The organism is Kitasatospora sp. NPDC028055 (genome assembly GCF_040637885.1).
Classification (GTDB): Bacteria; Actinomycetota; Actinomycetes; order Streptomycetales; family Streptomycetaceae; genus Kitasatospora.
This window is the reverse complement of record NZ_JBEZXE010000058.1, coordinates 1-19,842: the sequence shown is the minus strand read 5'-3', so window position 1 is coordinate 19,842 and position 19,842 is coordinate 1. Positions and strand designations below refer to the sequence as shown.

Genomic DNA, 19,842 nt, shown 5'->3' with positions numbered 1-19,842 from the left:
TGATTGTTCGGTGATTGCTGAACGATGTCGAAGCTACATTGCGTTCAGCAAATCGTCAACGAAGACGGATGCCCAGAATCCCTGCGATCGCCGGGATATGAGGCCACCATTGCAATGGTCGTGGCGCTGAATGCAATGGCGATCGAAGTAGGCATTGCAATGGCCTGGCGGTGAACGCATACTGCGGAGCGGAACCGCGCGGAGTGCGCGGACGGAGGGGAAGGAGCGGCAGCGGATGCCCGGAGGAAGGCTCACCGACGAGGACCGCCGGACCATCGCCGAGGGGCTGGCCGAAGGCCTCGGCTACGCCGGGATCGGGCGACGGCTCGGGCGCCCGGCCTCGACCGTCCTGCGGGAGGTCACCCGCAACGGCGGGCCCGAGGGCTACCAGGCCGACCGGGCGCGGGAGTCCACGCGGGACCGGGCGCGCCGCCGGAGGCAGGAGCGCCCGCCGGAGCCGGCGGCGACCGACGATGCTCACGGGCGCGACCCCCGGCAGCTCCGGGAGTTCGAGGAGTTCTTCACCGCGCTGCTCGAACGGCAGGGGCTGCCCAGGATGGCGGCCCGCGTACTGGCCCGGCTGTGCCTCGCCGACTCCGGTGCCGCCACCGCCGCGGAGCTGGTCCGCCGCCTCCGGGTCAGCCCGGCCTCCGTCTCCTCCGCCGTCAACTTCCTCGAACAGCAGGGGATGGTCCGGCGCGAGCGCACGCCCGGCGAACGCCGCGAGCGCTACGTCCTGGGCGATGACATCTGGCGCCGCTCCGCCCTCGCCGCGCTGCGGATGAACGAGGAACTGATCGCGGCGACGCGCCGCGGGGTGGAGGTCCTCGGCCCGGCCACCCCGGCGGGTGCCCGCTTCGACTCCTCCGCGGAGTTCCTGCTGCTGATGAGCGAGGCCCTGCACCTGGTGCTGGACCGCTGGCGCGAGCGGGAGGCCCGGTAGGAACGGGAGTTCAGGTTCCTGGAGGGCGTCGCGTTCGTGTATCGGCGGTCGCCGGTTCCGGAGCGGATATCCCCTACTCTTCCTCCATGCTGTCTGTGGTGGTGGCCCCCTGGGAGGGCGACGCGGATCCGGTCTTCCTGCGCGCGCCGGACGAACTGCACGACGCCGCGAGCACGATGAAGGTCGCGGTACTGGCGGCGCTGACCCGCGGCGGGGTGGACCTCGACGCCGAGGTGCCGGTGGTGAACCACTTCGAGTCCGTGGTGGGAGGGGAGTTCGGCAACGATCCCGACTGGGACAGCGACCCGCTGCCCTGGGAACTGCTGGGCACCCACGTACCGCTGCGGCTGCTGGCCGAGCGGATGATCACCCACTCCTCCAACCTGGCCACCAACCTCTGCCTGGCCCGCACCGACCAGCGGACGGTGGCCGAGGTGTGGCGCCGGGCGGGGGCCACCCGCAGCTCCAGCCCGCGCGGGATCGAGGACTACGCGGCGCGCGCGGCGGGCGTGCACAACCGGGTGAGCGCCCGCGATCTGGTCCGCCTGCTGCACTCGCTCGCCGACGAGCCGGAGTTGCTGGCGCTGCTGGAACGCAACGACTTCCGGGTCGACCTCGCGGCCGGCATCCCGCCGGGCACCCGGATCGCGTTCAAGAACGGCTGGGTGCCCGGCGCCCGGCACTGCGTCGGCCTGGTCCACCCGTACGACTGCCCGCCGTACCTGATCGCCGTCTGCTACACCGGCCCGCTCGCGGACGGCAGCGACCGCACCGACCCGGCGGCCCGGCTGCTGGCCCGGATCTCCCGGGCGGTGTGGCAGCGGCGCAAGGAGATCACTCGCCGGTCGTGATCACCGCCAGCCTGCTGCGCACCCCGCGCGGGCGCGACACCCGCGCGGGCGCAACACCCGCGCGGGTCCGGAGGCAGCGGCCCAGGAGGGCTGGGACTCAGGAGGGCTGGGACTCAGTACGGCTGGACGAGGACGTGGGCGGCGCCCGGGACGCCGATCTTGAGGAGTTCGTCCTCCTCCGGGGTGGTCGGGGTGCCGGTCTCCTGCTTGAGGACGGCGCGGGACAGCGACTGGACCCACATGGCGCGCGGGCGGCGGCGGGCCTCCCAGGCGGTGAGGGCGGCCGGGACGTCGGGCGCCGCGTCGAGGCTCTCGGCGAGGACCAGGGCGTCCTCGACGGCCATCGCGGCGCCCTGGGCGAGGTGCGGGGTGGAGGCGTGGGCGGCGTCGCCGGCGAGGACGACGCGGCCGACGTGCCAGGGCTCCTCGACGGTGACCTGGGAGATCCGGGAGTAGACCACGGCGGCCGGGTCGGTGACCTGGGCGAGGGCCTCGGCGATGGGGCCGCCGAAGCCTGCCAGCCGCTCCCGGAGCTGCTCGTGGGCGCGGTCGGGGTCCGGGCGGAAGTCCTCGGCCTCGGCGAACACCGCGCCCAGGTACATCAGTTCCTCGCTGATCGGGGTGAGTAGCGCCTTGGCCGCGAGGTTCCCGGTGGACATCACCACGCCCTTCACCTCGGGCGAACGGGGCAGGGTGACGCGCCAGTTGGCGAAGCCGGTGTACTCGGGTGCGTAGGCGTCCCCGTACAGCCGCCTGCGCAGCGGGGAGCCGATGCCGTCGAAGCCGACGACCAGGTCGTAGCGGTCGTGGTGGCCGTCGGTGAGGGTGGCCTCGACCCCGGTGCCGTCGTCGGTGAACTCCGAGACCGTGGTCTCGAAGCGGAGGCCGGCGCCGGCCGAGGTGGCGGCGGCGGCCAGCACCCGGGCCAGGGCGGGGCGCGGTATGCCGTTGTTGGAGGGGGCGTCGCCCATCCGGGGCTGGGGGATCTGGGCGAGGGTGGTGCCGGCCGGGTCGCAGATGGTCAGCACCTCCCATTCGAAGCCGGCGGCGAGGCACTCGTCGAGCACGCCGATCTCGCGCATCACGTGCAGGGCGTTGGACGGCTGGATGATGCCGACGCCCAGGGCCTCCAGTTCGTCGCGCAGTTCGGCGACGTCGACGTGGTGGCCGCGCCGGGCGAGGGCGGTGGCGAGGGTGAGGCCGCCGATGCCGCCGCCGTGGACGAGGACGCGCAGGGGTGTGGTCATGAAGGGGTGCTCCAAAGGACAGGGCTCGGGCGGGCGCTCAGCCGACGGGGGTGGCGGCGAGGTCCATCAGGTGGTCGACCAGGGCGAGCAGCAGGTCGCGGCCGAAGCCGCGCTCGCGCACGTCGCCGATCAGCATCGGGACCTGCGGGTCGAGGTCGAGGGCGGCCCGGATCTCCTCCGGGGTACGGGTGTTGTGGTTGTGGAAGCAGTTGATGGCGACCACGAACGGGATGCCGCGGCTCTCGAAGAAGTCGATCGAGGCGAAGCTGGTGTCGAGCCGCCGGGTGTCGGCGATGACGATGCCGCCGAGGGCGCCGTTGACCAGGTCGTTCCACATGAACCAGAAGCGTTCCTGCCCGGGCGTGCCGAACAGGTAGACCACCAGCTCGGGGCTGACGGTGATCCGGCCGAAGTCGAGGGCGACGGTGGTGGTGTCCTTCTGGTCGACGCCGGCCAGGTCGTCGACGCCGACGCTGGCCGTGGTCAGGTACTCCTCGGTGCGCAGCGGGGTGACCTCGCTGACCGAGCCGACCAGGGTGGTCTTGCCGACGCCGAAGCCGCCCGCGATCAGGATCTTGACCGCGGCGGGGGCCGCGGCGGGTGCGGCAACGGGTGCGGCGCCGGGGGCGGCAACGGGTGCGGGGGAGTGGGGTGTTGCCATCGTTCAGAGTCTCCGGAGTCCTTCGCGTACGGCCGTGAGCAGGCCGAGGTCCACGCCCCCGGCGGCGCGGGCGACCGAGAGGGGCGCCCGGGCCTTCAGCAGGCCCTGGGCGACGAGGTCGCCCAGCAGGATCTTGGTGACCGAGACCGGGAGGTCCAGGCCGGCCGCGACCTCGGCGACGGCGGCCGGGCGCCGGCAGCGGTCGAGGATCAGCCGGTGCTCGGGCTGGAGGCCGCGGGCACCGGCGCGGCTGCCCCGCGCCAGGGCCGCGTCGGCCTCCTCCTCGGCGGTGGTGAGCACGGTGATCAGGGTGAGGTCGTCGCGCTCGGGCGCGGTCCGGCCGCGGGTGATGGTGTACGGGCGGACCATGACGCCGGTCTCGTCCTCGGCGTACGGCTCCTCCAGTTCGCTCCAGTGCGGCGTCCGGCCGCGGGCCCGCGGGTCCTCCTCGCCAATGTGCGGCCCCACCACGGTCAGCCCCGGTTCCGGGAGGCGAAGACGTCGAAGGACGCGGGGGCGCCCTCGGCGCGAACCGGGGTGGTGAGCTTCTGGCCGACCTGCTGCACCAGGGTGTGCATGGCGACGGACATCACCTCGGCGTCGACCTCCTGGGAGGCGACCACGGCCAGGTGGGTGCCCTGGGCGGCGGCGATGACGAACAGCCAGCACTCGGCGAGTTCGACGATCACCTGGTGCACCGGCCCGCCGTCGAAGAGCTGGCCGACGCCCCGGGCGAGCGACTGCTGACCGGTGGCCACGGCGGCGAGGCGCTCGGCGTCGGCGCGCTCGATGGTGCGGGAGTGGCTGACCACGAGGCCGTCGTCGGAGAGCAGGACGGCGTTGCGGGTCCCGGGCACCGAGTCGACGAGTCCGTCCAGCAGCCAGTCCAGGTCCTGGTGGGTGGCGATCGTGCGGTTCATGACTGGTCATCCGTTCGTGTGGTTCGGGGTTCCGCGGCCGGCAGGGCCCAGGGGGAGGGCGCCGACGCGGGGGCGGGGGGACCGGCGGGCAGGGCGGGAGGAGCCGGCGGGGTGGGGCGGGCGGGCAGCGGGTGCTCGCCGCTGTCCTGGGCGCGGGCGGCGCGGGACTGCCGCTGGAAGGCGCCGATGGCGGCGCCGGAGCGGCGGACGGGCCGTTCGGCGCGCTCCGCCGGGCCGGGCCGGTCCGCCTGGTGGGGCGGGGCGCCGGCGGGCTGCCCGGCGGCCGGGTCGACCCACTCCTGCCGGGTCGGCGGGGGCACCCGCAGCTCGGCGGCCAGGCTGGCCTGGCGGACGCGCTGGGGCAGCGGCGGCTGTCCGCCCTCGACCTGGCTCACCGGCACGGCGGAGGGGTACTCGCGGTGCCGGCGCCGCTCGGCCAGCCGGTAGTGGTCGGCCGGGCGGTACTGCTCGTCGGCGTACGGGGCCTCGGCCTCGGTGACCCGGGCGTAGGCGATGTCCGGGTAGGCGGGGGCCTCCGGCGCGGGGGTGGTGGCGGTGGCGGGCTGCGCCCCGGCCGGGGCGGCGGCGTAGGCCGGCGCCGGGTCGACGGGGGAGCTGTGCTGGATCGGCTGCTCGTGCGGCGGCTGCGGCTGCTCCTGCGGCTGCTCGTGTGGCAGTTGGTGGAGCTGCGCCGGGAACGGCGGTTCCGGGAACGGGGCTTCCAGCGGCCCCGGTTCCTGGAAGGCCGGGGCGACGCACTGTGCCGGAGCGACGGTCCCGACGGGCACGCCGACGCCGACCCCGACGGGCGCGCCGGCCCCGACCCCGACGCCGACCCCGCCCGGCAGCGGCCCGAAGGAGTCCACCGGTGCAACCGGTGGCCCGACCGCGACGGCCGGCTGCGCCGCCTCGTCGGAGGCGGAGCGCACCGCCCGGCGGGAGCGCCGGACCAGCGGGATGGGCTCGACGGGAGCGGCGTCCGGGAGCCCGGCGTCGCCGTCGATGACCAGCTCGTCCGGGACGAGCACGACCACCCTGGTGCCGCCGAAGGCAGACGGCCGGAACTCGATCTTGAGCCCGGTGAGCGAGGCGAGCCGGGCGACGACGTGGAAGCCGAGCCGGATGTCGTCGGCCCGGGCGAGCACGTCGGTGCGCGGCGGGCGGCTCATCAGCTCGTTGGCCGCGTCGTACTGTTCCGGGTCCATGCCGAGGCCGCGGTCCTCGATCTCGACCGCGAGGCCGCGGCCGACCATGGCGGCCCGGACCTCGACCGGGGTGGGCGGCTTGGAGAAGGTGGTGGCGTTCTCCATCAGCTCGGCGAGCACGTGGGCGACCGGCCCGACGGCCCGCTCGGAGAGCCAGGGGTGGCCCTCCACGTCGATCATGATCCGCCGGTAGTCCTGCACCTCGCCCTGGGCGGAGCGCAGCACGTCCAGCAGCGGGACGGGCTTGCGCCAGCGCCGCTGGGGCTGGCCGCCGGCCATGATGACGAGGTTCTCCTCGTAGCGGCGCAGGCGGGCGGTGAGGTGGTCGAGGTCGAACAGGCCCTCCAGGACCTCCGGGTCCTCGTGCTTGCGCTCCAGTTCGTCGAGCTTGCGCAGCTGGCGGCCGATCAGCAGCTGGGTGCGGCGGGCGATGCGCTGGAGAAGCCGCTCGAAGCCCCGGTGCTGGTCGGCCTGCCGGACGGCGGCCTCCAGGGCGGCGGAGCGGGCCAGGTTGAGGGCCTGGCCGAGGCGGGCGAGTTCGTCGGTGCCGTTGCCGTGCTCGCCGGTGGTGACGGCGCGGCTCGCGGCCTCGGTGTCGACCTGTTCGCCGCGGCCGAGGCGGTCGACCACCTCGGGCAGGGTGCGCTCCATCTCCTCGGCCTGGGTGTGGAGTTCCTTGATGCGCCGGCGCAGCGAGCGGCTGAGCCGCCAGGAGGCGATGACCACGGCGACGACGGTGATCAGGCCGATCACGGCGGTCAGCACGACGCGGGTGAGCAGGCCGAGGATGGTGCCCTTGCCGACCTCGACGATGGCGCCGGTGCGGGCCTCGATGGCCTTGACCAGCTGGGGGTTGAGCTGGTCGACGGCCTGGCGCCACTGGTCCTGGGCGGCGGGCAGTTTGACGGTGCCGTTGGACTCGGCGGCGGTGGGCCGGGTGAGCTGCTGCTCGACGGCGGTCTTGGCCTGCCAGGCGGGGCTGTTCATCAGGTCGTGCCAGGCGGCGGCCTCGCCGTCCGGGACGTACGGGACGACCTGGACGGTGAACAGGTGGTCCTGGGCGCCGATCAGCTGTTGGACCTGCTGGTAGTCGGCGGTGCTGAGCCGGCCGGTGGGCCAGCCGCGGGCCAGGACGGCGTCCTCGCGGGCCAGCATCTCCTTGGCCCAGAAGGAGTTGACCAGGGTCTTGGACACCCACGTGACCTCGCCCGCGTCGACGTGGCTGAGCGCGGTGAACAGCCGCAGGTCGACGGCGATGAGATCGGTGTAGTAGGTGAAGACGGCCTGCTGGTCGACGGTGCCCTTGTCGACGGCGGTCCGTTCCTCGGCCAGTTTGCCCATGGCCTGCCGGGCTTCGGCGACGGCGCTGCGGACGTCGTCGGGGGCGTTGTCGGCGGTCTCGCCGGACAGCGCCTGGAACTGGCGCACCGCGTCGTCGGTCAGCTGCCGCTGGTGGCGCAGCTGGTCGGCGTTGCCGCCGGGCCGGGCGAGCGCCTCGGCGCTGAGCCGGCGTTCCTCCTGGAGGTTGTAGTAGACGATGTTCGACGGCTGGCCGGCCTTCTGGGCGAGCATGCCCTGGGCGGCCTGGCGCTGGAAGTCGAAGACGGTCTCACCGCTGGTCACCGCCCAGAGGGCGACCAGGGCCAGGCTGGGGACGACGGCCAGGACGAGCAGGGCAGTCCGCAGGGACAGGCGTGGACGCCTGCGGGGGGTCTTCGGCGTCGGGGGCCGCCGATTCGCACGCGCGCGCAGAGCAGACTCCTTGGGGCTGGCGGCCGACCGGTGAGGGGCAGGCCGTCCGGGCACGGGCTTCTGACGAAGCGATACTAGTCATATCGTGTGATTGGAGTGAAAGCCCGTGCGCCACCTGCGCGGTGCTTGTGCACCAGCTGGACACAATGTCGCCCCCGCGTTGACTGTTTGTGCCCGAAGCAGCCGGGTTTGCTCCTGCCTGACACAGTGTCGCCCGCAGTCGGAGCCGTTGGGTGGCCGCGGTGTGAAAACTGTGTGACGCACGCTCCGGAAGGCTGCCTGCGCCCGCCGGTGGCTTCGGCGGGTGCCGGCCGTCGGTGGGTTCAACGGGGGCCACTCGCCGATGGGTTCAACGGGGGCCGTCCGCCGGTCGGTTCAGTGCGGGCTGAGCAGCCGCGAGCGCGTCGACTCCAGCTCCGCCGCCAGCACCCGCCCCGCCGCCGCCGGATCGCCCTCGTGCAGCGCCCGTACCAGCTCCGCGTGCGAGTCGTACCCCTGGTTCGGATCCCCCTCGCGCAGCCCGAACAGCCCGACCAGGGCCACCAGGTGCTCCCGCAGCACCGGCGCGAACTGGGCGAAGAGGTCGTCCAGGACGGGGTTGTGGGCGGCGGCCACGATCGCCGTGTGCAGCGCGATGTCGGCGTCCACGAAGACCGTGTCGTCCGCCCCGCCGGCCGCCAGGCGAGCGGCCAGCGCGGCGTCCACGGCGGCCAGGTCGGTCTCCGTACGGCGCTCGGCGGCCAGCCGGGCGGCCTGCACCTCGACCATCGTCCGCACCTCGTAGACGTGCGCCAGCTCGGCGGCGCGCAGCCGGGTGGCCCAGTCCCCGGCGGTCGGGCGGTCGGCCGTCACGAACACCCCGGCGCCCTGGCGGGCGTGCACCATCCCGGCCGCGGCGAGGGTGCGCAGCGCCTCCCGGACGGTGGAGCGGCCGACGCCCAGCTCCTTGGCGAGCGCGACCTCGCCGGGCAGCCGGCCGCCCACCGGCCACTCGCCCGACCGGATCCGCCGCTCGATCAGTTCGGCGGCCTGGGCGGCGAGGTGGGAGGGGCGGAGCGGGGGCATCGTCGTCACCTGTCAGGTTGTCTGAGGACTTCGGTCATGGTTACTCTACCCGGCATGCAGCCGTGGAGCGCTCTCCTTCTTGGTGGCCGCAGCGGGGCGTGACCTGACCGGCACCCCGCTGCGGGGCGCCGTCCTGCCGGTCTCCGGAACCAGCCCGGTTCCGGCACCCGAGTCGAGGACCCCCGAGGACACCCGATGCGATTCCCGACCCTGCACGCCCCCGCCGGCCCCACCCCGGCCGACGCCCCCGCCTGGAACCCCCAGCGCGGCGGCGCCATGCCCTCCCACCGCTACCGCCCCGCCCACGAGCGGGTCCAGGTGCCGGCCCTGCTGCGCCGCTGGCCCGGCCGCCGGATCGAGCGGGCCCCGCTCTGGGTGCCCGTCGACCTGCGCGACGGCAACCAGGCGCTCGCCGAACCGATGGACCCGGCACGCAAGCAGCGGATGTTCGACCTCTTCCTGGCCATGGGCTTCAAGGAGATCGAGGTCGGCTACCCCTCCGCCAGCCGCACCGACTTCGAGTTCGTGCGCCGGCTCGCCGAGACGCCCGGGGCGGTGCCGGAGGACGTCACCGTGGTCGTCTTCACCGCCGCCCGGGCCGACCTGATCGACCGCACCTTCGAGGCCGTCCGGGGCCTGCCGCGCGTCGTCGTCCACCTCTACACCGCCACCGCGCCGCTGTGGCGGGACGTCGTCCTCGGCAAGGACCGGGCCGAGCTGCGGGCGCTGATCACCGCGGCCGCCGAGCGGATGGCCCGGCTCGGCGAGGGCCGGGACGGCCTGCGGTTCCAGTTCTCGCCCGAGGTGTTCAACCTGACCGAACCGGACTACGTGCTGGAGGTCTGCAACGGCCTGACCGAACTGTGGGACGCGAGCCCCGACCGGCCCGTGGTCCACAACCTGCCGGCCACCGTCGAGATCGCCACCCCCAACGTCTACGCCGACCAGATCGAGTACGTCGACCGCCACCTGGCCCGGCGCGACTCCGTGATCCTCTCCGTCCACCCCCACAACGACCGGGGCACCGGCGTCGCCTGCGCCGAACTGGCCGTGCTGGCCGGCGCCCAGCGGGTCGAGGGCTGCCTGTTCGGCAACGGCGAGCGCACCGGCAACGTCGACCTGGTCACCCTGGCGCTCAACCTGCACACCCAGGGCGTCGACCCGATGCTCGACCTCTCCGACATCGACACGATCCGGCGCACCGTCGAGCACTGCAACCGGCTGCCCGTGCACGAGCGCCACCCCTACGCGGGGGACCTGGTGCACACCGCCTTCTCCGGCACCCACCAGGACGCCATCAAGAAGGGCTTCGCCCGGCACGCGCGGACCGCCGCCGAACTCGGCCTGCCCGAACGGGAGGCGCCCTGGGCGGTGCCGTACCTGCCGATCGACCCGGCCGACCTCGGGCGCGACTACGAGGCGGTGATCCGGGTCAACAGCCAGTCCGGCAAGGGCGGCATCGCCTACCTGCTGCAGAGCGCCGCCGGACTGGAACTGCCCCGGCGGCTGCAGATCGAGTTCGCCCGGGTCGTCCAGGAGGCCACCGACGACAGCGGGCGGGAGGTGACCGGCGAGGAGCTGTACGCGCTGTTCCGGGCCGAGTACCTGGACGCGGGCGCCGCCCGCACCTGGTGGGTCGACGGCGGCCGGGCCGAGGTGGACGGCCGCCCGGGCAGCGGCGCCGGGCCGGTGGACGCCGTCGCGGACGCGGTGGGGGTGGAGGTGCTCTCCTTCACCGAGCACAAGGTCGGGGGCAGCCCGGACGCGATCGCCTACGTCGAGGCCCGGGCGGGCGACGGCGCAGTCTGCTGGGGCGTCGGCCGCGACGCCTCGGTGCTCACAGCCGGCGTACGGGCGGTGCTCAGCGCCGCCGACCGCGGGGTGTCCGCAGGCGCCATCCCCGGCACGGCCCCCCGTCCTGCCCGCGGCACGGCGATGGCCGTCGTGCCGCCCTCGGCGGCCGGCAGCTGACGGCCGAGGGCTGACGGGTGAGGGCTGACGGCTGAGGCCGTCACGGCCCACCGCCGTCCCGGCGGTGGGCCGTTGCCGTGCGGAGCATCCCTGGGACGCCCGGGGAGCCCGGGCCGCAGGCGGTTCCCGGGGCGGGCGGCGTCCCAGGGACGGGGAAGCGCTAGCGGGACGCCGTCAGCGGCTCCTAGCGTCGGTCGGGTCGAAAGCGGCCGGTCACGGCCTGCGCACCCCACCCCGGGAGACCCCACCAGTGTTCAAGCCATCCTCGTTCAAGCGCGCCGCAGTGGTCGCGGCCTCCGCAGGACTCGCGTTCGTCGCGCTGGGCGGTACGGCCAGCGCCAGCTCCACGGCCGGCGACATCTCCATGTACGACACCGGGATCGGCGTCAAGTGCGTCCAGATGGCGCTGAACGACTCGAACGTGCACGCCGGCCTCAAGGTCGACGGCATCTTCGGCCAGCACACCAAGGACGCCGTGATGCAGTTCCAGCGGACGAACACCGCCAAGGCGGGCTGGTCGCTCGACGTCGACGGCATCGTCGGCCACAACACCGGCTCCGCGATGATGGAGATCATCGTCCACAACGAGCACGACTGGGGCAACACCTGCTGGGAGAACATGCCCACCTGACGGGCCGGCCCCACTCCGCTTCCCCTTCCCTCCCACACTCAGTGAGGAATTCGTCAATGAAGCGCATCCCGGCCGTCATCGCCGCGATGTTCGCCGCGCTGGTCGCGGCCGTGCTCGTCGCTCCGGCCGCCCAGGCCGCGAGCTGGCCCCTGGTCCGCAACGGTGACCACGGTGACAACGTCACCACCGTCCAGTACCTGCTGTCCGCCCGCGGCTTCGCGACCGGCGTCGACGGCGCCTTCGGCCCCGGCACCGAGGACAAGGTCAAGAGCTTCCAGAGCGCCAACGGCCTGAGCCCGGTCGACGGCATCGTCGGCGGCGACACCTGGTCCAAGCTGATCGTCACCGTCCGCAACGGCGACAACGGCGACGCCGTCAAGGCCCTCCAGGTCCAGCTGAACGCCCACGGCGCCGGCCTCAACGTCGACGGCGCCTTCGGCTCCGGCACCGACAGCAAGGTCCGCAGCTTCCAGCAGTCCGCCGGCCTCAACCCGGTCGACGGCATCGCCGGCCCGGCGACCTGGGCCGCCCTGCTCGGCGGTGGCGGCAGCACCGGCGGCTCCGGCGGCGGTAGCGGTGACAAGCTGACCCAGTCGCAGGTCGCCTCGATGTTCTCGGCCGCCGGCATCACCTGGTCCTCCTCGGGCAACTGCTCGGACCGCACCAACAGCAGCTGCACCTCCTTCGACGGCCTGCGCCGCGCCTCGGCCGACGGCGCCGTCAACTTCAAGCACGCCAGCAACTGCGCGCTGAACATCACCGGTGGCACCGAGACCGGCCACGCCAGCGGCACCTACAGCCACGGCACCGGCTACAAGCTGGACTTCGGCATGACGAGCTGCATCACCAACTACATCCACGGCAACTTCTCGCACAGCGGCACCCGCGGCGACGGCGCCGACCTGTGGACCGCCCCCTCTGGCAACATCTACGCCAACGAGGGCAGCCACTGGGACGTCACCTTCATGAACTGACGCCCGCGGAGCGCTTCCTGAGCGGCGCACCCTGCGGCGGCGGGGCCACCGGATTCCCTCCGGTGGCCCCGCCCCGTCGCGTTCCGGGACCGGTCGGGCAGCCCGGGCGACCCGGGAACGCGACGGGCTGGCCCGGGGCCCGGGGGCGCGGGGCCCCGGGGCCGCGTCGTAGGATCCCGCGCCATGGAGACGAGTCCGGCCGTCCTCGCGGCCGAGACCGTCGAGGACCTCTTCGGGTACACGCTCGAAGGCCACGTCCAGTCGGAGTGGGGGCTCGCCGAGTGCAGCCCACCCGCCGTCGCCGTGCTGATGGCCGCCCTGGCGGGCGAGCCGTCGGCGGTGGCCCGGCGCGAACTTCTGGACACCGTGGCCCAGGTGGCCGTCGGCTGGGCGGACTTCGGCGGGAGCCAGGGGGAGTGGCCGGAGGGTGACGCCTGCCGGGCGTCGGTCGAGCAGGGCTTCTGGCGCCTGCTCGAACTCAGCCTCAGCGGCAACGCGGACGACGCCGACGCGGTCGCCGAGATCTGCGAGCTCCTTGACCTCGCCGGGGACGCCTCCGGCCACTACCGGGCCCTGCTGCGCGAACGGGTCCGGGCGAAGACTAAGCGCAGGGCGCGGCGCCGCCAGGGCGTGGGTCAGTAGCCGGTAGCGCCGCCGTCGATCGTGACGGTGTCGAGCCCGTGGACGAGCGGATCCAGGCCACTGCCCGGAAGTTCTGTACCCAGGGCGGGTCTTGTGGATCAGGCCGGGCCCCGCCCTGGCCCCTGCCCTCCGGTGGACCCCGCCCGCAGGGCGCCGTCGGTCACGGCGGACACTGGGGTACGGGCCGTCCGTCGGGCCGGCCCCTTCGAACGGTTGAAGAGGAGCCGACGTGTCCGCCCTGCTCATCCTGAACTACGACGTCACCGACCCCGAGCGCCTGGAGGCCTACCGCCAGGGCGCCGCCGCCGTCCTGCTGGGCCCCGCGGAGCTGGTCGCCAGCACCGACCGGACGGTCCACCTGGGCGAGGGCGGTCGCCCGCCCGGCGGCAGCCACACCGTGGTGCTGCGCTTCGCCGACGCCGAACAGGCCCACGCCGCCTACGAGTCCGACGCCTACCGGGAGCTGCTGGAGGAGCGCCTGGCGGCCACCGTCCCGTTCACGGCGATGATCGTGCCCGCCCTCTGAGCCCTTACGATCCGGGCCCTTTCCGTCCGGGCTACCGCGCCGGGGCTACCGCACCCGGCGGACGACAGTGAAACCGTCCCAGCCCTTGGAACCGACCGTCTGGAGCGCCGTGGCCTCCAGGCGGTCGTCCGCGCCGACGGCGCGGGCCAGCCAGGTGGTGCTGTACCCGGCCAGTGTGCCGAACTCCTCGGGGACGAGGGTGTCGACGAAGTAGGCGTCGACCTCACGCCAGGCCTGCTCGGATTCGTCCATGCCGTCGTTCCTCCCCAGTGGGGGTCCCGGCCGCTCGGGTCAGTCGGCGAGCCAGGCGAAGTCCTCAGGATGGTGCATCTGGTGCAGGCAGACCAACAGCCCGTTGCGCTTGTCGAGGTCCTCGACGGCGTCCAGCCAGGGGACGACGGCGAGGAGTTCCACCAGGTCGTCGGTGACGGTGGTGTCGAGGAAGGCGTCGAGGTCGGCGGGTATCGGGTCGTCGGTCAGGCAGAGCCAGGCGAGGGCGGCGCTGACCCGGACCTCCGGCGGGCGGGCCTCGTCCCGCCACCAGGCGTGCATGGTCGCGGTGGTCTCCGGTTCGCGTGTCTCCCAGGCGAGTTGGCCGATGGCCAGGACGAGGGAGGCCCGCACCGCCGGGTCGGCCTCGACGGCGAGGCGCCCGTGCAGCACGGCAGCGACCACGGGCGCCGGGGGCGGGACGACCGCTGCGGCGTGGGCGACGGCGTGGCGGACCTCCGGGTCGGGGTCGTCCAGCAGGTGGAGCAGCAGCGCCGCGTCCGCGGCCACGGCCGAACGGGCCGCCTCGATCGACCAGTTGGCCAGGCTGCCGGCCGGCTCGTACCGCGGCCGGTCCGCCGGGAGGCCGACGCGCAGCAGGCCGCCACGCGTCCCGTCGCCCCAGGGCATCCGGTGCGCCACCGCTGCCGTCAGCCGCACCAGCGAAGCGCGGTGCCGGGGGTGGGCGAAGGCGATGCGCAGCAGGAAGGGGACGGCCAGGGCGCCGGCCGTGGAGGTGCCGCCCTGGTGGGCGAGGCTGTTCCACAGTGTGGTCAGGGCCCCCTCGGAGCCGTTCGCGTCACCGAGGCGGACGCTCTCCAGCAGGCCGGGGACGTCCTGGGCGGAGCCGTAGGCGTGGTCGAACCGGGCCCAGGGCACCGCGTCGTAGCGCAGGTCGTCCTTGACGATCCGCGGTATCGCGGCCACGACCGGGCGCACGTCCTCGCGCTCGGGCAGCGTGCCCGCCCAGCCCTCCCAGCCCTCCCAGCCCTCCCAGCGCTTCGGAGCCGGTGTCGAAGCGTCGGTCTCGATCCACCCCACAGCAGTTCCCCGCCCATCACGTCCGTTGGTGCACACCCTTCCTAGCACGTGCCACCGACAACCCGAGGGGCTGCCGGTGGCGGTGACGGTGGCGATGCCGGTGGCGGGGCCCGCCACAGAGCGTCAGGGGCGTCAGGGGCGTCAGGGGCGTCAGGGAGCGGGAACCGGCTCCCGCTCGGCGGCCGGCGCGGTGCGCGCCTCCGGGCTCCGGGGCGGAGCTGGGCGCAGCAGGACGGCGCAGGCGAGGGCGGCCAGCAGGGCGAGCGAGGCCGCGACGACCAGGCAGAGTCGCAGGCCGTCCAGGAAGGAGCCGCTGAGCGCCGTCAGGGCCTGGCCGGTGGCCGGGCCGAGGTCCAGTCCGGCGACGGCGCCGAGGCCCTGCTCGCGGGCGACGTCGACGACGTGCCCGGCGGTCGTGGCCGGCACCCCGGTGTCCGCGAGCCGGCCGGGCAGCGCGTCCACGGCCCGGGTGGTCAGCAGGGCGCCGAGGACGGCCGGGCCGAGGGCGCCGCCGACCTGGCGGAAGGCGTTGTTGCCGGCCGCGGCCATGCCCGCCAGGTGGTGCGGGACGGCGGAGACGGCGGTGGCGGTCATCGGGGTGAGCACGGCGCCCAGGCCGAGCCCGAGCAGCAGCAGCCGCCAGGCGATCGAGCCGAAGGAGGTGTGGGCGTCGAGGTTGGTCAGAGACAGCAGCGAGCCCGCCGTGACGACCAGGCCGGTGGTGATCAGGACCCGGGCGGACACCCGGTGTATCAGGCGCCCGACGGGCAGGCTGGCGGCCAGCGACGCCCCGGTCACCATGACCATCCGCAGGGCCGCCTGGAGGGTGGTCAGGTGCTGCACCAGGCCGAAGTACAGGCTGAGCACGAAGAAGAAGCCGATCAGCCCCAGGAAGCTGATCATGGCGACCAGGGAGGTGGCGGTGAAGGCCGGGCTGCGGAACAGGGCGGGGTCGATCATGGGGCTGGCGCTGCGCCGCTCCACGACGACGAAGACGACCGCGGCGAGCGCGCCGAGCACCAGGGCGGCCACCGCGGAGGGCTCGCCGAAGCCGTTCGCGCCGCCCTCGATGACGCCGTAGACCACGGCGGTGACGGCCACGGCCGCGCTGATCTGGCCCGGCCAGTCGAGCCGACGGCCGTGTGGGGCGCGCGAGTCGGGGAGCAGGAACGCGGCGACGACCAGCACGACCAGCGACACCGGGACGGGCAGCAGGAAGATCCAGCGCCAGGCGACGTGCTCCAGCAGTACGCCCGCGATCAGCGGGCCCACGGCCAGCGAGGCCAGCAGGGACATCGCCCACAGCCCGATGAACTTCCCGCGCTCCCGGTGGTCGGGCACGGCGTGGCTGATCAGCGCCAGCGTGGTGGGCAGCAGCGCGGCCGCGCCGAGGCCGGAGGCGGCCTGCCCGGCCCAGAGGACCTGGACGGAGTCGGAGCCCAGCGAGACCGCCGCGCCCACCGCGCACAGCGCCATGCCCGCCTGGAACACCCGCTTGCGGCCGTGGACGTCGCCGACCACGCCGGTGGTCAGGATCAGCGCGGCCATCGGCAGCACGAACGCGTCCGACACCCAGGACAGTTGGGCGGTGGTGGCGCCGAGCGCCCGCTGGATCGCGGGCAGGCTGACCGACACGGTGGTCACGGGCAGGTAGGCGACGAAGACGCCCAGGCAGGCCATGACGAGGGTGACGCCCCGTCCGGTCCTGGGGCCGCCTGGGATCGTTGCGGAGTTCACGGAGTCTTCCTTCGGCTGCGGAGGGTGCCGTACGGGCACCGGGTGCGGAGGTGCCCGTACGGGGCGCCTGCGGCGGTGAGAGCGCCGCCGTGTCCGGCGCGCGCCCGCTCACGGCCGGGCGCACCGGCCGGGCCGCGCGGCCCCACCGGCCGCCGCTCGACCGCGGAGCCGCCGACCAGCTTCACCCCGGCGGGCCGAGGATCTCCGAACGATCTCGGAAGACGTTGCGAAACATCCATTCGGGTGTTGCCCATGTGATGATTCCGCCATGCCCGACGCCCTGGACCGCAAGATCATCCACGGACTCCACTACGGTCCGCGGGTCCCCTTCCGCCGCCTCGCCGAGGTCATCGGGGTGTCCGAGCAGACCGTGGCGCGCCGGTACGCCGCGCTGCGCCGCAGCGGGGTCCTGCGCGTCGTCGGCCTGAGCAGCCCGGCCGCCCACGGTCGGGCCGAGTGGATCGCGCGCCTGCGCTGCCGCCCCGACGCCGTGGGGCCGCTCGCCGAGTCCCTCGCCCGCAGGCCCGACGTCGCCTACGTGGGCATCGCCTCCGGCGGGTCGGAGATCAACTGCATCATCCGCTCACCGGCCGGTACCGGCCGCGACGACGTCCTGCTGCGGCAGCTCCCCAAGGCGGCCTCCGTCCTCGACATGAGCGTCGACCTGCTCATCCACCCCTTCGGCCCCGAGCGCGCGGCCGGCTGGACCGGTGGCGAGGGCTCCCTCACCGAGGATCAGGTCCGTCGGCTCGCCGGGGAGCGTCCCGAGCCCGTCGGCCCCCCGCTCACCCCGACCGACGAGGACCTCCCCCTGCTGGCCGCCCTGGCCGAGGACGGCCGGGCCTCCCACACCCGCCTCGCCGAGGTCACCGGCTGGTCCAAGGCGCGGGTCGCCCGCCGCCTGGAGGCCCTGGAGTCCTCCGGCTCCCTGGTGTTCGACATCGACACCCTGCCGGAGCGGCTCGGCTACGAACTCAATGCCACCCTCTGGCTCCAGGTCGACCTGTCCGGGCTGCACCGGATCGGCGAGGAGATCAGCCGACACGACGAGGTCGCCTTCGCCGCGGCCGTCAGCGGCCGGCACAACATCATGGCCGTCGTGTTCTGCAAGGACACCCCGGACTTCTACCGCTACCTGAGCAACCGCCTCGCCCGGATCGACGGCATCCGCGGCTACGAGATCAGCGTCCGCGTGCGCCGCCTCAAGCAGGCCGCCTCGCTGATCCACCACGGCCGGCTGATCCATCCGGCGCTGGGGTGACCGGTGCTCGGGTGGCCGGCGCTGGGGTGACCGGTGCTGCGGCGCCGGCCTGCCGGTGGGCGCGGCGGGCCGGGGCCGGGTGCCACTACTTCACGTAGGCGGTCCACTGCTGGTTCGGGGAGCCGATCGACAGCTCGGTGGTGACGCGCTGGTCCTGCCCGTTGGCCTGGAGGACGTAGTCCAGGTACTTCACGCTGGCGATGGCGGTGGCGTCCACGCTCGGCTCGACCATCCACCGCTGGGCGAGGTCGCTCGCATCGCAGGCCTGCTGGGTGACGGCCTTGCCGGGCCCGACGGCCGCGAGGCACTTGCCGTAGTGGGTGCCCTTGATGGTGAAGGTGCCGTTGCCGAGCGGGGTGAGGACCCAGGCCTGGTAGGTGAGGCCGGGGTCGCGGGTCCAGACGTCGCTTCCGAGGTACTCGTCCAGGTTGTTGTAGTCGCTCTGGACCTGGAGGGAAGCGGTGACCGGGACGGCAGCGGTGGCCGTGTCGCAGTTCAGGACGGCGACACCGGCGAGGGAGGCGGCCGCCGCGAGGGTGGCGACGGCCTTCTGGGTGATGCGCACTGCTTCTCCTAGCTCAAGGGGTCGGCGGGCCCGGCTGGGCCCGCCCGGCCGAGAAGCTAGGGGTGAGAGGGTGGTCGTTTGTGGACGACTCGATGGGGGTAGGCCAAGTGGTTCAGGTGATTCGCTGGGACGGCGCAGCAGCGGTGGTCGCGAGGGTGAGGAAAGCCTGCCAGGCGGCGGGGGTGAAGCTGAGGCGGGGGCCGCTCCTGTCCTTGGAGTCCCGGACGTGGACGGCGGCGGGGGTTTCGGCGACCTCGATGCACTCGCCACCCTCGTTGCCGCTGTAGCTGCTCTTGAACCAGACCAGTTCCATGGCATCTGACGGTACGCCAACGGCCCGCCGCCGGGAAGGTGGTGGGCCGTTGAGGGGGATCGGTCAGACCTCGGTGGTGGCGGCGAACGTCACGAAGGCCTGCCAGGCGGCCGGCTCGAAGGCCAGCTGGGGGCCGCTCTTGTCCTTGGAGTCCCGGACATGGACGGTGTCAGGGGTTTCGGCGACCTCGATGCAGGCGCCACCCTCATTGCCGCTGTAGCTGCTCTTGAACCATTCCAGCTCGGTGCTCATCGTTCTCCCAGGATCTTCTCGATCAAGGCCAGGGTCTCCTCGGGGTCAAGAGCCTGCGCCCTGAGGATGTTGTAGCGGGCGTTCATGATTCGGACCTCGTCCGGATCGCTGATCAGCCTACTGCTCGTCTGTACCTCGATGTACGCGTGCTGAGGCCGTCCCTTCGGCGTGATCAAAATGAAGGGTCCGCCCATGCCGGCGTGTTCAGTTCTGTTCAGCGGGAGAACCTGAATAACCATCCCTCTCGTCCGTCCGACCTCCAGGAGGCGACGGAGTTGAGCCGCGTGCACGTCCCATCCGCCAAGGGGCCGTCGTAGCACGCTCTCGTCGATGACCCAGCTGAACATCCCCCGAGGCCAGCGGGTCAGTACCTCCTGGCGTGCCATTCGAGCTGCGACCCGCATCTCGATCACTTCTTCGGACAACGGCGGCTGCCTCATGGCGTACACGGCTCGTGCGTGGTCCTCGGTCTGGAGCAAGCCGGGGATGTCCAGGGTGGCGAGGTCGTGCATCTCGATCGAGTCGACCTCCAAGACTGCGTAGCCTCGGAACCAGGCGGGGTGCTTCACTCGCGCCTTGGCTCGGGCCTTCACCACGTCGTCCCCGGCAACGGCCAGCAAGCCGCCAGCATTGAGGACCCTGTCAACGGCGATCAGCAACTCGGGCTGTGGCGTGCGCACCCCCCGTTCGACCGATCGGATCAACTGCTCTCCGTAGCCCACGCTGTGAGCCAGCTCCTTCTGAGTCATCCCGGCTCGTTCCCGCAGGAGCTTGATCTGCTTGCCGATCGCTCGGAAGAAGTCCGAGGCTTCGGCGAGATCCTCCGGAAGCTCCGGCCGAATCTCGTCGCCCACGCCATCGTTGCGCGCCGCACTCACCGCGACCACCCCCAAACAAAAGCTGTCCGCACCTGTACAAGCACTCTCTGTGCTCGCCGGATCCATGGTCAGCGTACGTCCGCCCCGCCACGCTTTCTCCCATGACGACCCAAATCCCCCTCGACAGACCCCGCCGC

General features: G+C 73.3%; 20 protein-coding genes and 2 pseudogenes. 9 read left to right on the top strand and 13 right to left on the bottom strand.

What is annotated here, in order from left to right:
• Positions 1 to 235 precede the first annotated feature (235 nt).
• A complete protein-coding gene (locus AB0F71_RS35165; RefSeq protein ID WP_360243642.1) occupies positions 236 to 943 on the top strand; it encodes a MarR family transcriptional regulator in 708 nt (235 codons plus the stop codon).
• 86 nt (positions 944 to 1,029) lie between these two features.
• On the top strand, positions 1,030 to 1,794 hold the full coding sequence (locus AB0F71_RS35160; protein WP_360243639.1) for a serine hydrolase: 765 nt from the start codon (positions 1,030 to 1,032) through the stop codon (positions 1,792 to 1,794).
• A 113-nt stretch (positions 1,795 to 1,907) separates the two neighbouring features.
• Here the strand turns inward: AB0F71_RS35160 and AB0F71_RS35155 are convergent, their stop codons facing one another.
• The 6 genes from AB0F71_RS35155 to AB0F71_RS35130 all read right to left on the bottom strand — a co-directional run bounded on the left by AB0F71_RS35155 (position 1,908) and on the right by AB0F71_RS35130 (position 8,644).
• Complete coding sequence (locus tag AB0F71_RS35155) at positions 1,908 to 3,041, bottom strand: FAD-dependent monooxygenase (RefSeq protein ID WP_360243636.1); 1,134 nt, start codon at positions 3,039 to 3,041, stop codon at positions 1,908 to 1,910.
• 37 nt (positions 3,042 to 3,078) lie between these two features.
• Positions 3,079 to 3,702: an ATP/GTP-binding protein gene (locus AB0F71_RS35150; protein WP_360243634.1), complete on the bottom strand. Its 624-nt coding sequence runs from the start codon at positions 3,700 to 3,702 to the stop codon at positions 3,079 to 3,081.
• 3 nt (positions 3,703 to 3,705) lie between these two features.
• The gene (locus AB0F71_RS35145; RefSeq protein ID WP_360243681.1) at positions 3,706 to 4,071 is read right to left on the bottom strand and encodes a DUF742 domain-containing protein; all 366 of its coding nucleotides are present in this window, start codon (positions 4,069 to 4,071) and stop codon (positions 3,706 to 3,708) included.
• Positions 4,072 to 4,175: 104 nt separating this feature from the next.
• Positions 4,176 to 4,622 (bottom strand): roadblock/LC7 domain-containing protein, encoded by a 447-nt coding sequence (locus tag AB0F71_RS35140; RefSeq protein WP_360243631.1) that lies wholly within the window; start codon positions 4,620 to 4,622, stop codon positions 4,176 to 4,178.
• Entirely contained in the window at positions 4,619 to 7,450 is a 2,832-nt protein-coding gene (locus AB0F71_RS35135) for an ATP-binding protein (RefSeq protein ID WP_360243628.1), read from the bottom strand. The genes AB0F71_RS35140 and AB0F71_RS35135 overlap by 4 nt, the downstream gene beginning before the upstream one ends.
• Before the next feature lie 504 nt (positions 7,451 to 7,954).
• On the bottom strand, positions 7,955 to 8,644 hold the full coding sequence (locus AB0F71_RS35130) for an FCD domain-containing protein (RefSeq protein WP_360243679.1): 690 nt from the start codon (positions 8,642 to 8,644) through the stop codon (positions 7,955 to 7,957).
• 195 nt (positions 8,645 to 8,839) lie between these two features.
• Between AB0F71_RS35130 and AB0F71_RS35125 the strand changes: the two genes are divergently transcribed.
• The 6 genes and pseudogenes from AB0F71_RS35125 to AB0F71_RS35100 all read left to right on the top strand — a co-directional run bounded on the left by AB0F71_RS35125 (position 8,840) and on the right by AB0F71_RS35100 (position 13,388).
• Positions 8,840 to 10,615, top strand: a complete 1,776-nt coding sequence (locus tag AB0F71_RS35125) for a 2-isopropylmalate synthase (RefSeq protein ID WP_360243625.1) — start codon at positions 8,840 to 8,842, stop codon at positions 10,613 to 10,615.
• Positions 10,616 to 10,865: 250 nt separating this feature from the next.
• Entirely contained in the window at positions 10,866 to 11,246 is a 381-nt protein-coding gene (locus AB0F71_RS35120; protein ID WP_360243622.1) for a peptidoglycan-binding domain-containing protein, read from the top strand.
• Positions 11,247 to 11,302: 56 nt separating this feature from the next.
• Positions 11,303 to 11,719 (top strand): annotated as a pseudogene (locus tag AB0F71_RS35115) (peptidoglycan-binding protein); the annotation flags it as partial.
• Positions 11,720 to 11,827: 108 nt separating this feature from the next.
• A pseudogene (locus tag AB0F71_RS35110) lies at positions 11,828 to 12,220 on the top strand (peptidoglycan-binding protein); the annotation flags it as partial.
• A 183-nt stretch (positions 12,221 to 12,403) separates the two neighbouring features.
• Entirely contained in the window at positions 12,404 to 12,862 is a 459-nt protein-coding gene (locus AB0F71_RS35105; RefSeq protein WP_360243619.1) for a hypothetical protein, read from the top strand.
• Between the two features lie 229 nt (positions 12,863 to 13,091).
• Positions 13,092 to 13,388, top strand: a complete 297-nt coding sequence (locus AB0F71_RS35100) for a DUF1330 domain-containing protein (RefSeq protein ID WP_360243617.1) — start codon at positions 13,092 to 13,094, stop codon at positions 13,386 to 13,388.
• Between the two features lie 45 nt (positions 13,389 to 13,433).
• On the opposite strand, the gene AB0F71_RS35095 is transcribed toward AB0F71_RS35100, so the two are convergent.
• The 3 genes from AB0F71_RS35095 to AB0F71_RS35085 form a co-directional block, all read right to left on the bottom strand.
• A complete protein-coding gene (locus AB0F71_RS35095; RefSeq protein ID WP_360243614.1) occupies positions 13,434 to 13,640 on the bottom strand; it encodes a hypothetical protein in 207 nt (68 codons plus the stop codon).
• A 39-nt stretch (positions 13,641 to 13,679) separates the two neighbouring features.
• Positions 13,680 to 14,699: a hypothetical protein gene (locus AB0F71_RS35090; protein ID WP_360243611.1), complete on the bottom strand. Its 1,020-nt coding sequence runs from the start codon at positions 14,697 to 14,699 to the stop codon at positions 13,680 to 13,682.
• 150 nt (positions 14,700 to 14,849) lie between these two features.
• A complete protein-coding gene (locus AB0F71_RS35085) occupies positions 14,850 to 16,379 on the bottom strand; it encodes an MFS transporter (protein WP_360243677.1) in 1,530 nt (509 codons plus the stop codon).
• Between the two features lie 325 nt (positions 16,380 to 16,704).
• Between AB0F71_RS35085 and AB0F71_RS35080 the strand changes: the two genes are divergently transcribed.
• Positions 16,705 to 17,697: an AsnC family transcriptional regulator gene (locus AB0F71_RS35080; protein ID WP_360243608.1), complete on the top strand. Its 993-nt coding sequence runs from the start codon at positions 16,705 to 16,707 to the stop codon at positions 17,695 to 17,697.
• Between the two features lie 85 nt (positions 17,698 to 17,782).
• On the opposite strand, the gene AB0F71_RS35075 is transcribed toward AB0F71_RS35080, so the two are convergent.
• The 4 genes from AB0F71_RS35075 to AB0F71_RS35060 all read right to left on the bottom strand — a co-directional run bounded on the left by AB0F71_RS35075 (position 17,783) and on the right by AB0F71_RS35060 (position 19,705).
• Positions 17,783 to 18,262 carry an RICIN domain-containing protein gene (locus AB0F71_RS35075; protein WP_360243605.1) on the bottom strand — a complete coding sequence of 160 codons (480 nt, stop codon included), beginning with the start codon at positions 18,260 to 18,262 and terminating at the stop codon, positions 17,783 to 17,785.
• 112 nt (positions 18,263 to 18,374) lie between these two features.
• Complete coding sequence (locus AB0F71_RS35070; protein ID WP_360243602.1) at positions 18,375 to 18,575, bottom strand: DUF397 domain-containing protein; 201 nt, start codon at positions 18,573 to 18,575, stop codon at positions 18,375 to 18,377.
• Positions 18,576 to 18,638: 63 nt separating this feature from the next.
• Positions 18,639 to 18,827 carry a DUF397 domain-containing protein gene (locus AB0F71_RS35065; RefSeq protein ID WP_360243599.1) on the bottom strand — a complete coding sequence of 63 codons (189 nt, stop codon included), beginning with the start codon at positions 18,825 to 18,827 and terminating at the stop codon, positions 18,639 to 18,641.
• Positions 18,824 to 19,705 (bottom strand): helix-turn-helix transcriptional regulator, encoded by an 882-nt coding sequence (locus AB0F71_RS35060; RefSeq protein ID WP_360243596.1) that lies wholly within the window; start codon positions 19,703 to 19,705, stop codon positions 18,824 to 18,826. Before AB0F71_RS35060 ends, AB0F71_RS35065 begins: the two co-directional genes overlap by 4 nt.
• Positions 19,706 to 19,842 lie beyond the last annotated feature (137 nt).

What these genes read in the sequence shown, in the direction of transcription:
- AB0F71_RS35165 (WP_360243642.1), top strand. Translation starts at nt 236, where the DNA reads ATGCCCGGAGGAAGGCTCACCGACGAGGACCGCCGGACCATCGCCGAG.
- AB0F71_RS35160 (WP_360243639.1), top strand. Translation starts at nt 1,030, where the DNA reads ATGCTGTCTGTGGTGGTGGCCCCCTGGGAGGGCGACGCGGATCCGGTC.
- AB0F71_RS35155 (WP_360243636.1), bottom strand. Translation starts at nt 3,041, where the DNA reads ATGACCACACCCCTGCGCGTCCTCGTCCACGGCGGCGGCATCGGCGGC.
- AB0F71_RS35150 (WP_360243634.1), bottom strand. Translation starts at nt 3,702, where the DNA reads ATGGCAACACCCCACTCCCCCGCACCCGTTGCCGCCCCCGGCGCCGCA.
- AB0F71_RS35145 (WP_360243681.1), bottom strand. Translation starts at nt 4,071, where the DNA reads ATGGTCCGCCCGTACACCATCACCCGCGGCCGGACCGCGCCCGAGCGC.
- AB0F71_RS35140 (WP_360243631.1), bottom strand. Translation starts at nt 4,622, where the DNA reads ATGAACCGCACGATCGCCACCCACCAGGACCTGGACTGGCTGCTGGAC.
- AB0F71_RS35130 (WP_360243679.1), bottom strand. Translation starts at nt 8,644, where the DNA reads ATGCCCCCGCTCCGCCCCTCCCACCTCGCCGCCCAGGCCGCCGAACTG.
- AB0F71_RS35125 (WP_360243625.1), top strand. Translation starts at nt 8,840, where the DNA reads ATGCGATTCCCGACCCTGCACGCCCCCGCCGGCCCCACCCCGGCCGAC.
- AB0F71_RS35105 (WP_360243619.1), top strand. Translation starts at nt 12,404, where the DNA reads ATGGAGACGAGTCCGGCCGTCCTCGCGGCCGAGACCGTCGAGGACCTC.
- AB0F71_RS35095 (WP_360243614.1), bottom strand. Translation starts at nt 13,640, where the DNA reads ATGGACGAATCCGAGCAGGCCTGGCGTGAGGTCGACGCCTACTTCGTC.
- AB0F71_RS35085 (WP_360243677.1), bottom strand. Translation starts at nt 16,379, where the DNA reads ATGGCCTGCCTGGGCGTCTTCGTCGCCTACCTGCCCGTGACCACCGTG.
- AB0F71_RS35080 (WP_360243608.1), top strand. Translation starts at nt 16,705, where the DNA reads ATGCCCGACGCCCTGGACCGCAAGATCATCCACGGACTCCACTACGGT.
- AB0F71_RS35070 (WP_360243602.1), bottom strand. Translation starts at nt 18,575, where the DNA reads ATGGAACTGGTCTGGTTCAAGAGCAGCTACAGCGGCAACGAGGGTGGC.
- AB0F71_RS35065 (WP_360243599.1), bottom strand. Translation starts at nt 18,827, where the DNA reads ATGAGCACCGAGCTGGAATGGTTCAAGAGCAGCTACAGCGGCAATGAG.